The sequence below is a fragment of the Algoriphagus locisalis genome, from assembly GCF_900116615.1.
Lineage (GTDB): Bacteria > Bacteroidota > Bacteroidia > Cytophagales > Cyclobacteriaceae > Algoriphagus > Algoriphagus locisalis.
Map to the genome: position 1 here is coordinate 24,531 of NZ_FPBF01000002.1, position 13,813 is coordinate 38,343.

The 13,813-nt window shown below is 40.2% G+C and carries 14 protein-coding genes; 10 read left to right on the forward strand and 4 right to left on the reverse strand.

The genetic code is table 11. The features are described from left to right. Positions 1-157 precede the first annotated feature (157 nt). From leuS to BM386_RS04920, 8 genes are all read left to right on the forward strand, one after another. Positions 158-2,932: a leucine--tRNA ligase gene (leuS, locus tag BM386_RS04885; protein ID WP_091691980.1), complete on the forward strand. Its 2,775-nt coding sequence runs from the start codon at positions 158-160 to the stop codon at positions 2,930-2,932. Positions 2,933-3,162: 230 nt separating this feature from the next. Continuing rightward, positions 3,163-3,435, forward strand: coding sequence for a HEPN domain-containing protein (locus tag BM386_RS24095; RefSeq protein WP_211482886.1), 273 nt, complete (start codon positions 3,163-3,165; stop codon positions 3,433-3,435). Then, on the forward strand, positions 3,414-3,728 hold the full coding sequence (locus tag BM386_RS04895) for a nucleotidyltransferase domain-containing protein (RefSeq protein WP_091691981.1): 315 nt from the start codon (positions 3,414-3,416) through the stop codon (positions 3,726-3,728). The genes BM386_RS24095 and BM386_RS04895 overlap by 22 nt, the downstream gene beginning before the upstream one ends. 15 nt (positions 3,729-3,743) lie before the next feature. After that, on the forward strand, positions 3,744-4,814 hold the full coding sequence (locus BM386_RS04900; RefSeq protein WP_091691982.1) for a glycosyltransferase family 4 protein: 1,071 nt from the start codon (positions 3,744-3,746) through the stop codon (positions 4,812-4,814). Beyond that, complete coding sequence (locus BM386_RS04905) at positions 4,814-5,653, forward strand: FkbM family methyltransferase (RefSeq protein ID WP_091691983.1); 840 nt, start codon at positions 4,814-4,816, stop codon at positions 5,651-5,653. The genes BM386_RS04900 and BM386_RS04905 overlap by 1 nt, the downstream gene beginning before the upstream one ends. 598 nt (positions 5,654-6,251) lie before the next feature. Beyond that, positions 6,252-7,415 carry a dipeptidase gene (locus BM386_RS04910; protein ID WP_091691984.1) on the forward strand — a complete coding sequence of 388 codons (1,164 nt, stop codon included), beginning with the start codon at positions 6,252-6,254 and terminating at the stop codon, positions 7,413-7,415. Beyond that, complete coding sequence (locus tag BM386_RS04915; protein WP_091691985.1) at positions 7,415-8,140, forward strand: VIT1/CCC1 transporter family protein; 726 nt, start codon at positions 7,415-7,417, stop codon at positions 8,138-8,140. Before BM386_RS04910 ends, BM386_RS04915 begins: the two co-directional genes overlap by 1 nt. 2 nt (positions 8,141-8,142) lie before the next feature. Further along, complete coding sequence (locus BM386_RS04920; RefSeq protein WP_091691986.1) at positions 8,143-8,904, forward strand: DUF5995 family protein; 762 nt, start codon at positions 8,143-8,145, stop codon at positions 8,902-8,904. 6 nt (positions 8,905-8,910) lie between these two features. On the opposite strand, the gene BM386_RS04925 is transcribed toward BM386_RS04920, so the two are convergent. The 3 genes from BM386_RS04925 to BM386_RS04935 all read right to left on the reverse strand — a co-directional run bounded on the left by BM386_RS04925 (position 8,911) and on the right by BM386_RS04935 (position 10,820). After that, a complete protein-coding gene (locus BM386_RS04925) occupies positions 8,911-9,327 on the reverse strand; it encodes a PIN domain-containing protein (RefSeq protein WP_091691987.1) in 417 nt (138 codons plus the stop codon). Beyond that, positions 9,324-9,578 carry a DUF6364 family protein gene (locus BM386_RS04930; RefSeq protein WP_091691988.1) on the reverse strand — a complete coding sequence of 85 codons (255 nt, stop codon included), beginning with the start codon at positions 9,576-9,578 and terminating at the stop codon, positions 9,324-9,326. Before BM386_RS04930 ends, BM386_RS04925 begins: the two co-directional genes overlap by 4 nt. A gap of 126 nt (positions 9,579-9,704) precedes the next feature. After that, on the reverse strand, positions 9,705-10,820 hold the full coding sequence (locus BM386_RS04935) for a DUF4407 domain-containing protein (RefSeq protein WP_091691989.1): 1,116 nt from the start codon (positions 10,818-10,820) through the stop codon (positions 9,705-9,707). A 284-nt stretch (positions 10,821-11,104) separates the two neighbouring features. Between BM386_RS04935 and BM386_RS04940 the strand changes: the two genes are divergently transcribed. Continuing rightward, on the forward strand, positions 11,105-11,755 hold the full coding sequence (locus BM386_RS04940) for a GDSL-type esterase/lipase family protein (protein ID WP_091691990.1): 651 nt from the start codon (positions 11,105-11,107) through the stop codon (positions 11,753-11,755). Here the strand turns inward: BM386_RS04940 and BM386_RS04945 are convergent. Next, positions 11,752-12,336 (reverse strand): outer membrane beta-barrel protein, encoded by a 585-nt coding sequence (locus BM386_RS04945; RefSeq protein WP_091691991.1) that lies wholly within the window; start codon positions 12,334-12,336, stop codon positions 11,752-11,754. The genes BM386_RS04940 and BM386_RS04945 overlap by 4 nt on opposite strands. Positions 12,337-12,548: 212 nt before the next feature. On the opposite strand from BM386_RS04945, the gene msrA reads away from it, so the two are divergent. After that, positions 12,549-13,619, forward strand: a complete 1,071-nt coding sequence (msrA, locus tag BM386_RS04950) for a peptide-methionine (S)-S-oxide reductase MsrA (RefSeq protein ID WP_342029138.1) — start codon at positions 12,549-12,551, stop codon at positions 13,617-13,619. Positions 13,620-13,813: the final 194 nt, after the last annotated feature.

Here is a 13,813-nt window from a genome sequence, read left to right on the forward strand (position 1 = left end):
TCGAAGATTGAAAATTGAAAGATAATTAAGGAAATAATTAAGGCTTGTGAACAATCAAAACAGCTTACTGAGGATCAATTACCAATTTGAATTCAAAAGCCCGCCAATTTTTCTATTTTTGCAGGCATTGAGCTAAAAAATAAGAAAAAAGACAATCATGGCGGAGTACAACTTTAAGGATATAGAGAAAAAATGGCAGGCTTACTGGGAAAACAACCAAACTTTCCTTGCCAAGGTAAATCCTGACAAACCTAAATTCTATTCTCTCGACATGTTCCCTTATCCATCCGGTGCTGGTCTGCACGTGGGCCATCCACTGGGCTACATCGCCTCGGATATTGTCTCCCGCTTTAAGAAATTGAAAGGATACAACGTATTGCACCCGATGGGCTACGATAGCTTCGGCCTGCCTGCTGAGCAGTACGCTATCCAAACTGGTCAACATCCAGCGATTACTACCGAGCAAAATATCACCCGCTACACCGAGCAATTAAAAAATATTGGTTTTGCCTTCGACTGGAGTAAAGAAGTGAGAACTTCCAATCCAGACTATTATAAATGGACGCAGTGGATCTTCATGCAGCTTTTCAATAGCTACTACGATCAGGATGCTGACAAAGCACTTTCTATAGATTCGTTGATTTCTAGATTTGAAAAAGAAGGAAATGCGAATGTAAAAGCTGTCTGTGACGACGAGACCCCAAAGTTTACCGCAGAAGAATGGAATGCTTACTCCGAAAAGGAAAAGCAGGAAATGCTTTTGAAATACAGACTCACTTTCTTGGCAGAAACCACCGTTAACTGGTGTGCAGCCTTGGGAACTGTGCTTTCTAATGACGAAGTGAAAGACGGATTCTCTGAGCGCGGTGGACATCCTGTCGAGCGCAAGAAAATGATGCAGTGGTCCATGCGAATTACTGCCTATGCTGATCGCTTATTAAAAGGTCTGGAGAAAATAGATTGGTCTGAGCCAATCAAAGAAATGCAGCGGAACTGGATTGGTAAATCCATTGGAGCTGACGTGGTTTTCCAGGTAAAAGATTCCGATCAAACGATCAAAGTCTTCACAACCCGTGTGGATACTATATATGGTGTCACCTATTTGGCTTTGGCACCAGAATCTGATCTGGCGGCCGCACTGATCACAGAAGACCAACGGGAAAAAGCTGAAGCCTATATAGAGGTAGCAAAAAACCGCTCAGAGCGTGAGCGTATGAGTGATGTTAAAACCATCTCTGGCGCATTCACAGGATCCTATGCGATCAATCCATTCAACGGAGAAGAAATCCAGGTATGGGTGGCCGACTACGTTTTGGCTGGATATGGAACTGGTGCTGTAATGGCAGTACCAGCGCATGACGAACGGGATTACAATTTTGCGAAGCACTTCGATCTAGAAATCAGACAAGTGATCGATGGCTCCATGGAGGATGGTTCATTTCCGGGAAAAGGTGGCTTGATTATCAATTCTGGCTTCATTTCAAACCTTTACATGAGAGATGCAATGGCAAAAGCCATTGAATTTTTAGAAGAAAAAGGCATCGGAAAAGGCAAAATCCAATACAGAATGCGTGACGCGATTTTCACCCGTCAGCGCTACTGGGGAGAGCCACTACCGGTTTATTTCAAGGATGGACTTCCGTATTTAGTAGAAGAAAAAGACCTGCCTTTGGTTTTGCCGGAGGTAGATAAATACCTGCCAACTGAGGACGGAGAGCCTCCACTTGCTCGCGCAAAAGACTGGAACTATAAAACTCCTGAAGGCGAATTTCCTTTGGAAAGAAGCACCATGCCTGGCTGGGCCGGTTCTAGCTGGTATTTCTTCAGATACACCGATCCAAAGAATGAAACTGCCTTTGCTGACAAAGCAAAAACAGATTACTGGGGAGCGGTAGATTTATACATAGGAGGTTCCGAACACGCTACTGGGCACTTATTGTATTCCAGATTTTGGACCAAATTCCTTTATGATATTGGAGTAGTGAGCATAGACGAGCCATTCCAGAAGATGATCAACCAAGGCATGATCCAGGGCAGATCTAACTTTGTGTATCGTGTTAAAGGAACCAATCAATTTGTGAGCAAAGGATTGAAAGATCAGTATGACACTTTTGAAATGCATGTGGACGTGAATATCGTTTACAACGATCAGCTAAACCTGGATAAATTCAAAGCCTGGAGACCTGACTTGGCAGATGCTGAATTCATCCTGGAAGACGGCAAGTACATTTGCGGAGCTGAAGTTGAGAAAATGTCCAAATCCAAGTACAATGTCGTTAATCCTGATGACATCATCGAGCGATACGGCGCAGACACCTTGAGATTGTACGAGATGTTTTTGGGTCCTTTGGAGCAATTCAAACCATGGAACACCAACGGCATCGATGGGGTTTTCAAATTCCTTCGTAAACTCTGGAATCTATACCACAGCAATTCCGGTGAGTTCCAGGTTCCGGACGCTGAGCCAAGCAAGGAAGAATACAAAGCCCTACACAAAGCCATCAAGAAGATGGAAGAAGACATGGCCAGCTTCTCTTTCAACACTTCTGTGTCCAGCTTTATGATTTGTGTTAACGAACTCACAGCTCTGAAAAGCAACAAACGTAAGATCCTAGAGCCACTGGCACTATTGGTATCACCTTATGCTCCGCATATTACTGAAGAACTTTGGAGCTTGTTGGGTCATGAAAGTTCCATCACGGAAGCTACCTTCCCGGCTTTTGACGAAAGTTATTTGAAGGAAAGTGCTTTCGAATATCCGGTGATGATCAATGGTAAAATGAGAGCAAAACTCAACTTGGACCTTTCGCTTTCCAAAGAAGAAATCGAAAAGGCAGCTTTGGCTGATGAAACCGTTCAGAAATGGCTGGAAGGTAAAGCACCTAAGAAAATGATCGTAGTGCCAGGCAAAATAGTCAACGTGGTCTTATAAAGACATTATAATCAATATTTAAAGCTCATCCTGTGATAGGTTGAGCTTTTTTGCTTTAATAATAAGAACTATTTTAGATACTAAATTAGCTCGTAAAAATCATGTCTGACAAAATAGAAAATATTCAACGGATCATAGAATATTGGGTGAATTCCTCTGAACAAAATCATCAGACAATGAACAATTTATTCAAATCGAAAGACTATAACTGAAGTCTTTTTATTGGACATTTGGTACTAGAAAAATTACTGAAAGCTCATTATGTCAAGTCTAATAAGAAACATCCAATATTTATTCATGATTTACTTCGATTAACTTCGCAAACAAATTTAGACGCTTCAGAAGAGCAGAAAGATTGGCTTGATGAAATTACTACTTTTAACCTAAATGTTCGTTATGATAATTACAAACAGGATTTTCATCAACTTTGCACCAAGGAGTTTACAGAAATCTGGATCAATAGAATAGAAAAACTCAGAAAATGGCTGATCAACGAATTATAAATATACTTAACAAATACATTGAAAGCATCCCGGAAAAATTTGGGCTAAGAAGCGCTTTTCTGTTTGGTTCGTATTCCAAAGGGTCTCAAAAGGAAGAAAGTGATTTGGATATAGCTCTTGTTTTAGATCACATGGATGACTTTTTTACCACTCAAAATGAACTTCGTAAACTGAGGCGCTCAATAGATTTGAGGATTGAGCCACACCCTATTAAAACTGAGGATTTCAATTCCAAAAACCCTTTTGCACTTGAAATTAAAAGTACTGGAATTAATTTAGTTACGACTATTTGAGGCCGCTACATCTAGATGAGTCTAACCAAAATCCTCTACATCACTCCATCCATGCAGTCATTTGTCAAAAGTGACATCAAAATGCTGTCAGAGTACTTTAGAGTTCAGGTTATCAATCAGCCTTGGGGCAATAAAAAGCTTGCACCACTGAATTTCATCCGACAGTTTTTCGATATGCTTTTCAACATCTCGGGATCAAGGTTTATACTGGTCAATTTTGGAGGTTATTGGGCTTTTTGGGCCACCATCTTCGGAAAGGTGTTTTTCAAAAAAGTCTTTATCATCACCCACGGCACTGATTGCGCGTCCATTCCAGAAATCAACTATGGAAGTCTTCGCATCAGTTTACTCAAGCGAATTTGTGATTTCAGTTACAGGCGAGCCGCAGCAATCTTTCCAGTGAGTGAATCCCTGATCGAAACTGAGTTGCTCTTCGATCCTGAGATCACCTCCAAAAAACAAGGACTTCATCATCATTTCCCTAAACTCGAAACGCCAACCGAAGTGATTTATAATGGACTTGACGAAAATCAATGGACCTTACCTACTCACAATAAGCGAATAAGAAACAGCTTCTTGGCAGTCATGTCTCCCAGCCAATTCACTTTAAAAGGTGGTGATCTGATTCTTGAAATCGCTAAGAAATACCCGAACTGCAGTTTCTATTTTGCAGGTGTGCAGCCTTCAGCAATAGCTTTTGAAAACACAGATAATGTACATTTTCTTGGATTTCTTTCGCCAGAGGAATTAAAAACTTGGTATCAAAAATGTGAATTTTACTTTCAGCTTTCCAGCTTCGAAGGATTTGGCTGTGCGCTCTGTGAAGCAATGCTTTGCGGAGCTATTCCTATAGGGGCTCACACAAATCACATACCAAATATCGTTGGTGATTCAGGATTTATAATCAGGAAAAAATCACTAGAAGCCGCGATTCCTATCATTGATAAAGCGCTCAACGCTCCCAATAAAGATTTACTTTCCATAAATTCACGACTTCATATTCAAGCCAACTACTCACTGGCGCGGAGAAAAAAGAATTTAATTGAGTCTCTAGAGCGATTTACAGGCGAGTCATACACCCACTAATGGAACACTTCTTAAGCAAACTCTCAAGGAATTTATATGTGATTCCCGGTGGTTTTTTTGTCACCAAATTGTTTCGAAAATTCTTCTCTTCATCTAGCAAGACTGAAAACTGGAGAAATTTTGAATTTAGAGGCGTATCCATGAAAGTGGACATTGCCAAACAGATGGGTAATGCAATCTACTGGCGAGGTGCGCACGATTGGGCCCCTATTTTCGTTTTGGAGAGATTCTTAAAAGCTGGAGATACCTTCATCGATGTGGGAGCAAATCAGGGGGAATATTCACTTTGGGCAGCGAGGAAAGTTGGAGATCAGGGAAAAGTAGTAGCTTTTGAACCTATGCCTCAGCTTTTTGGCCAATTGAAAGAAAACATCCGACTCAATAAATCATTTCAAAAGTCAATTATTCCAGTTCAGCTAGGACTTTCGGATAAAAAGGGAGAAGTGATACTTTACGCAAGTGAGGATTCTAACGAGGGAACCAACACCATTTACAATACCGATAAGTTCAGCATTGAATTGGGAAAAATAGAGCTTGATACCCTAGACCAACAATTACAGGAGCTAAACATAAAAGACGTAAACTTCCTCAAAGTAGATGTAGAAGGAGCAGAACTTCAGGTTCTCAAAGGAGCTCTCAACACACTTAAAAAGCACCGTCCAATACTTCTCTTAGAAATCAATAAGGATGCCTGTATAGCTGGCGGGTATCTTCCGGAAGATATATTAGAATTGCTAAAGCCATTTAACTACACTTTTTCGAAAATTGGGCTCCGAGGATCCTTAAGTAAAGTAGAGCAACTTCCTGATTTCTGTAACATTCTGGTTATTCCTCAGTAATCAAAGTTCTGAAACTCTAACCGAGAGAACCCATTCTAGAAGAATACCAACCCGACTACCTGCGAATCTTCAAAAAAACCTTGTGGTAAAATCATTTATAAATTCTGTTTATCCCAAATATTCAAAATGCCTTTTCCATTTATGCCAAATTTTCAATTCAAAACATCTCTTTAACATATTTTGACTTATTTAAACCAGTTTTTTGAATCTTAACAGAAAATTGATCTAAATCAAAGATTTTTTAAACCACCTTTTGAAATATTAACAAAATGTTAAAAAATATAGCCATAAAAAAAGGGGGCTTTTTGGAAAAAGCCCCCGAGAGTGGGTCTATTGTCAATCATCTAAAACCAAATATACTTTTGTAATCCTTGCTGTGTATTTGTTTTTTTGATCTTTATGTTTCGATAAACATAAGGAAAATGTTTTAAAGCGCCCAAAAACAAATAATTATTTTTTGGGATATTTTCACATAAGAGATGTCTTTGCGACCCCCAATCTTTATTTAACTAGCAAAAACCTCTGTTATCTCTTCATAAAGGAATTTTTTCAGTTCAAAACCTATTTTTCAGTATCTTCAAAAGTGTAACCACTTATTATGAAGAAATTATTTATTGTATTGGGCGCAATCGCAGCGATATACTTTGCCGCTACGCTGATAATACCTCCTTACATAGAATCCCGAAGAAACCCAGTCAAATCACCCCCACCCTACTCTGTCTCCACAGAAGCTCAAGCAATCTATAACCGCCTGGATTTTATAGCAGATTTACATTGCGACGCATTACTTTGGGGAAGAGACTTAACCAAAAAAGGAAGTAGAGGCCAAGTGGATTTCCCGAGAATGAGAGAAGCCAACGTAGGATTGGAGATGTTCACCATTGTTTCCAAATCTCCTGCCGGGCAAAATATGAAAAGCAACACAGCGGATGCTTTTGACAACATTACACCGCTCACAATTGCAAAAGGAGAATCGCCAGCCAACTGGTTTAGCCTGATCAACCGCACTCTTTCCCAGTCCCGACAGTTGGCAGAATTTATAAATGAGGAAGAAGGAAAAGCAATTTTGATCAAAAGCAAATCAGATCTAAGCAGACTTTTAGAATCCAGAAGAAAAGACAAATCGGTAATCGGCGGCATGCTGGGAATAGAAGGTGCGCATGCACTAGAGGGAGAAATTAAAAATTTAGACCTTGTTTATGAAGCTGGAGTTCGAATGATTGGACTGACGCATTTCTTTGACAACGAATTAGGTGGCTCAGCCCATGGACAAAGTCAAGCAGGCTTGACTGAATTTGGGAAGGAAGTCGTTAGAAAAATGAATGAACTTGGAATTTTCGTAGATCTAGCCCATTGCTCTCCTTCCATTATAGATGACGTCTTAGAAATGACAACTAAGCCAGTGATGGTATCGCACACTGGTGTTCGTGCAGTTTTGGATTCACAAAGGAATTTGAGTGATACCCAGATTCAGCGAATTGCTACTAATGGTGGAATTATTGGAATTGCATTTTTCGATGAGGCGGTTGGAGTACCAGAATTGCCAAATATAATCGCATCTATAAAACATGTGCGTGACTTAGTAGGAATAGAACATGTTGCCCTGGGCTCAGATTACGATGGCTCAGTAGCCGTTCCTTTTGATATCACGGGCTTTCCGCTCTTGGTGGAAGGCATGTTGGATGCTGGATTTAGCGAACCAGAAATCGCTGCGGTAATGGGCGAAAATGTTAAAAGATTCTTCTTAGAAAACCTAAACTAATGAACGAAGCGCAAATCCATCAGGAAAGCAAATATTTCCAAAAACTTCAGGAATACCTTAGAGAATTTGTGTATGGGGGAATTGATGGAGCGGTAACGACCTTTGCTGTGGTAGCTGGCGGATTCGGAGCAAACCTTGACTCTGGTATCATTATAATTCTGGGCTTCGCCAATTTGCTCGCTGATGGATTTTCCATGTCAGTAGGAGCGTATTTGTCTGCCAAAAGTGATAAGGAAAATTATAAAAAACACGAATCAATCGAATACTGGGAAGTAGAAAATCTACCTGATACAGAACGAAAAGAAATCAAAGCTATTTACAAAGCCAAAGGATTTGAAGGGGATTTGTTGGAGAAAGTAGTGGATCAAATCACCTCAAACAAAGACCTCTGGGTCGCTGAGATGATGAAGGATGAGTTGAATCTGATGGAGGATGCCAAAAGTCCTTTCAAAATTGGACTAGCTACCTTTATCTCATTTCTGATCGTCGGTTTTATACCTCTTTTAGTTTATCTCTGGACCTTTTTCTACCCTGCCGACATCAACACTTTCTTCTGGACAAGTATGCTTACCGGATTGGCATTTGTAGTAATAGGAGCGTTAAAATCCATTGTAAATCAAACCTCAGTAATAAAGAGTATCGCCGAAACGGTTGGTTTAGGCCTATTGGCAGCACTTGTCGCCTATTACGTAGGCGATATTCTCGAAAACTTTTTTATCAAATAGTCATGCAAACCATAGATGAAGTACTGGTCCGTATGGATCAAATCGTAGATGAATGTAGAAGTGATCAATCACGCATCGGCTACTTTGCCATTCTCTATAGACAGGTAACACGCAGAATCCGGGATGGCATTTTAGTTCGTGAATTTGAGGACAATCCGAGGATGGAACGTCTGGACGTGCTTTTCGCTGGAAGATTCATTGAGGCTTATGATTCTTGGAAGAAAAGCCAAAAACCAACCGAAAGCTGGCAGCTAGCTTTTGAGGCGAGTAAGCAAAGTAAGCATCTTGTGCTTCAGCATTTATTCCTTGGCATCAATGCACACATCAATTTAGATCTGGGAATTTCTGCCGCTGACACGATGGGATCAGAACCCATCGTCGGCATTCAAAACGATTTCAACAAAATAAATGCTGTTCTCGCAGAATTAGTAGATGGAGTGAAAACCAATATCAGCACAGTTTCTCCGATTTTTGGATGGCTTATCCCATTGGCAAAAGGCCGCGATGAAATGCTACTCAATTTCTCCATCCAACTCGCGAGAGATGGCGCATGGAAATATGCAGGAGAATATTATGCTTGCGAAGACAGAAATGCTTCTATTTTAGAACGAGATCATAACATCGCCATGCTTGCAAACAAACTAATCAACCCTGGGAAATTCTTGTCTTTTATGGTGAAAATAGTCGGATTCGCAGAATGGAAATCTGTCACGCGCACCATGGATCAGCTCGATGCCGTAATCAAAAAGGCCCAAACGATTTAAAGAAACTTAAAAGATGTATTCTTCCAAAAACTTCTCACATCCCAACACTGGGATTTGTGAGTAATAAAAACCGTCAGAATCTTCGGTGACAATAACTTCACATTCACTCCCCAATGCAGAATAATACTCCAATCCATCCTCAAAATCCTGCACTTGACGATTTGAAAGAGTGTCACTGACGGTCTCCTGATCCACAGCAGTCATCAAAAGTTTCTTTGACAGCATCTCAATCTTCAGCTTTGCCATATCAGATCCAGATTTCTTTTCAGAAAAATAAAAGGATATCGCTAGGCAAATCGGGGAAGTATAAAGCTGAACCCCTCCTCTGTCTGCCAAGCTAAGCACTCGTGAGGAAATGGGAAATAATGGATACTCCTTGTTGAGAACTGAAATAATCACATTAGCATCAAGGAAGACTTTCATTTCTTGGAAGAAAAGAACTCATCTTTTTGTTCCTTTCTGCTTGGAGTTCGCCGGTATTCGACGCGACCTTCCGCCACAAAATCCACCCAGTCCGAAACCGGCAGATCTTCTAGTGATTTGTAGTTTTTGGAGGTAATCTGCGAATAGAGATATTCTGTCAGTCTAGAAAGGCTGATGTTATGCTCCTCAGCAAATGACTTTGCACGATCGATTACATCCTTGTTGAATGATAAGGTGACTTTAGTATCCATAACGCTGAAATTTATGTACGTAAAGATATTATTTTCTATACGTAACTTATCCAAATCTTACATTTTTTTTTTACAAAACGCTATAAATCAGGATATCAAAAACCCAATACAAAATCTAATTTTTGACTAACTCTTAAAATCAGATTCAATTTTAGAGATTTCAGCTTCAGTTTGAGCTTTATTTTTTCGGTTAGTTTTCTCCTTCTGTAGATCTGTCGCATAGAAATGCGTGTCTTGGAAGTAGCCTACTCTTGACTCCGATTCACCTCTTGCAAAAGTCCATTTCTCATCTTTAAAGAGTCTGACTTTATCCTCGTGCAATTCCAGATATTCGTCATAAGGACCACGAGGTGAAATTAATTTAACAAAAATCGGAGCAGTCTCAATCGCTATAAAAAGTAGCATGATAAAAACATTTGCCATGGACATCGCTGAGCTCTCCGTAGTCAATGCGTCCAGAGCTTCCATTCTGGCGGCGAGTCCATCAAAGCCGTCGATTCCAGGTTGCTGCTTTTCAAATTCAGCCTGACGCAAAGCCACAAAACCCCGAATCTGGGCCTCCAAAGTATCTACTCGAACTTGATTTCTAACTCTCAGCTCATTCAATGTCACCTGAGCCGCATCAAGTTGTCCCTCCTTCTTTTTTGCATTTGTGCCAAGACCAACTATTCCGCTTGTGCTGGCAGTTTTTTCTCCAAAACGCTCTGCATCATATTCAACCTGAAGCTGATTTCTATATTTTTCGAAGTCCAAAACTTCCGCATTTAGAGTGTCAATTTTAGCTTCTAACTCTTGAATCTCTGGAAACCCCTTAGCTAAGTTTAGCTTCGATTCAGCTATAAATCCCGTTCTCTTCTCATCAATCTTCCGATCAATTTCCCGCTCAAACATTTTCAATTCCAATGGCTTTGATATGACCAACGCAAGTAAGACCGCCAATACCAATCGTGGAATAGCAAGTTTCCACTCACCCCAAGCGTTTTCTTTTTTCCTCATACTGGAAACAATAAATCGATCCAGATTGAATATCATCAAGCCCCAAAGCAGGCCAAAAAAGATCGCAGGCCAGATAGACTGAAAAACAGTAAACAAAGCATATCCAGCCGCCAAAGCGGCAAGTACTCCTGTGAAAAACACCGTAGCCCCGATACCTATATACTTATTAGACTCCGTGGGTGATCGCTTGAGCAGGGAGAAATTGGCTCCACTGCAAAACCAGAAAAAACGAGTAAGTTGTTTCATGCGGGAAAATTGGGTTGATATCAATAAATACAACGCTAAAACTTCACCAAAAAGATGGACTTCAGAATTTTCAAGCCCAAATGTGACGAATACTAAAAAAAAGTTGCTTTGCGATCATTCAATGGCTGTTGACTGTGATTAAAAGATGAACAATTCCCCATTGGTCAAATTCTGATTATGTACGAACTGTACGAAAATGCGCGGTATCTGCACGATTTTGTTCAGCAAGTTCTATTCAAATAAAAGGAACTGGAAATTCCACGGCTACATGTGTATATTTAAAAATGAAAAAACCAATCTCCGCCTTCCTTTTATTCTTCCTAGTCCAATTCTCATTTGCCCAAGAACTCCCTTTCCAAGAGGAGGTAAATAATAGGGCAAAAGAAATAGATGATGCAGGCTGGAAAAAAGGAAGCGTCGTATTCACAGGAAGTTCAAGTGTGCGAATGTGGAAAAATCTTCAAGATCAATTCCCCGATGTAGCAATAATAAACTCAGCTTTTGGCGGTTCGACTGCCGATCAACTGTTGATGCATTTGGACAAAACTATTCTCCGCTTTGAGCCTTCCAAAGTGTTCATCTACGAAGGTGACAACGACATCAATGCAGGGCAGGAAATATCAGAAATCATGAAGAACCTGGATGCATTGGTGACCAAAATTCAGTCAAAGTATCCAAATACTATTGTAAACCTCATCGCGGCAAAGCCAAGTCCATCAAGGTGGGACAAGAAGGTTTCCTATCTTGCTTTAAATGATCTGATCCGTCAGTACGCAACCACACATGACAAGGTGCATATTGTAAACATCTGGGACATTATGTTGGATGACACAGGCAAACCTAGATCAGATATTTTCATCGAGGACAACCTCCATATGAATGAAAAAGGTTATGCGCTTTGGAAAGAGATATTTACTCCATTTTTAGCAGACTAAAACTGATAAGACAGTCCCAAAATCACTTGCTCAGATCTAAAATCTTCCTTTCGTTTGATCACCTGATCAAAATTTAATTTCTGATCATTCAAAACACGCTCATATCTTAGATCTAATCCTACAGGGCCAAAATTCAAACCCAACCCAAACTGATAGCCAAAAAGTAGATCTTTATCCGAAGGAGAATTAAAGTAATCCGCATAATTATCATCCAAGATATAATGGAAAGAGGGCCCTCCAACTATACTGAATAGTTTGAACAAATGCATTCCTACCATCACAGGAGCATCTAAGCGATTTGCTTTCACTTCCCCGAGGCCTGAGTCAAATTTGGAATGGGTGTAAACCATTTCAGGTCTCAAGAAAATATCATACGAAGCCAATTTATAAAAAGCCCCAAACTGGTAACCTGCGGAACTTCCCGGATCTTTCCAAATTGATCCCGCATCTTTGAAATATTTGCCAGAAGTATTGTAACTCAATCCCCCTTTCAAACCAAAACCCGAACCTTTATGCTGCGCATTTGCTTGTAATGTTGATAGAAAAAGCAGAAGAAAAACGAAAGGAATAGCTAATTTCATAAGACACAGGTTTATCAGAATTCACTCAAAATGTAATCCATAAGACAAACCGAGCACGGTTTCATCTCGTAATTCAACATATTGAAACACTATATACACTGCACCCAAAAACAGAATTGCTTAAATTGAGTTTGGTGTATAAAGATTACCATATCACCCAAAACAAAAAAAGAACCAAAAAGATGTTAACCTCAAATAAAATTATCACCCCAATGCTATCACTTATCGTGGCTCTAATGTTTGCCTGTGGAAATACTTCTGTGAAAAACGAAGGAGCCTCCACAGACTCGGACAAACTAGCGGAGTATAAGGGCAAGACAGAATTAGCCACCTTTGCGGGAGGTTGCTTCTGGTGTGTTGAAGCCCCTTTCGAAGGAGTAGATGGTGTAATCACCGCTATTTCGGGATATGCAGGAGGCAAAGAGAAGAATCCTACTTATGGTGAAGTATCCAGCGGGAAAACCTCTCATCGTGAAGCTGTACAGATCACCTTCGATCCTGAAGTGATCAGCTACTCAGAGTTGGTTGACATTTTCTGGCAGACATTCGACCCCACAGATGTAGGAGGTTCCTTCTACGACAGGGGTTCCCAATATGAATCTGCTATTTGGTACCATGACAGCGAGCAGAAAAAAGTGGCTGAGGAATCAAAAAAACTGTTGGATAAGTCGGAAAAATTCGAAAAACCTATCGCTACCCCAATTATCAAATACACTAATTTTTACGCGGCCGAGGATTACCATCAGGATTATTATAAGAAAAACCCTCAAGACTATTATTCCTACAGAAGTGGATCAGGTCGTGACAAATTCATCAAAGCTCACTGGCCTGAATTATCAGATGAAAAATACAAAGCTCCGTCCAAATCAGAGTTGAAAAAGACACTTACAAATCTGCAATATGAGGTAACTCAGGAAGATGCTACAGAATTGTCTTTTCAGAATGAATACAACGGCAATCATGAAAAAGGAATTTATGTGGATATCGTTTCTGGAGCTCCGCTTTTCAGTTCAAAAGACAAATATGAATCAGGGTCAGGCTGGCCGAGCTTCACTAAGCCAATCGATGCAAGAGCACTGGATAAACCAACTGACGACGATCTGGGGATGCTAAGAGTAGAGGTTCGAAGCAAATTTGGAAAAAGTCATTTAGGCCATGTATTCTACGATGGCCCTGAGCCGACCAGCTTACGCTATTGCATGAATTCAGCAGCGATGAAGTTCATTCCCAAAGAGGAGATGGAAGCTCAGGGATATGGAGATTATCTCTGGTTGGTTGATTAACGCTGTAATAAGAAGACTACTTTCGGGTAGTCTTTTTTTATTAGCTTATTTAGGGCTATTTTTTTTGATGGCTTTTATACATAAAAATCAAGCCTATATCTATCTTTAAGCAAACTTACTCTCGTTATGAAATCGAGCATGACTAAAAAGTCACACACTGGCATGATTATAATCGCTGCGAGATTCCATATGGC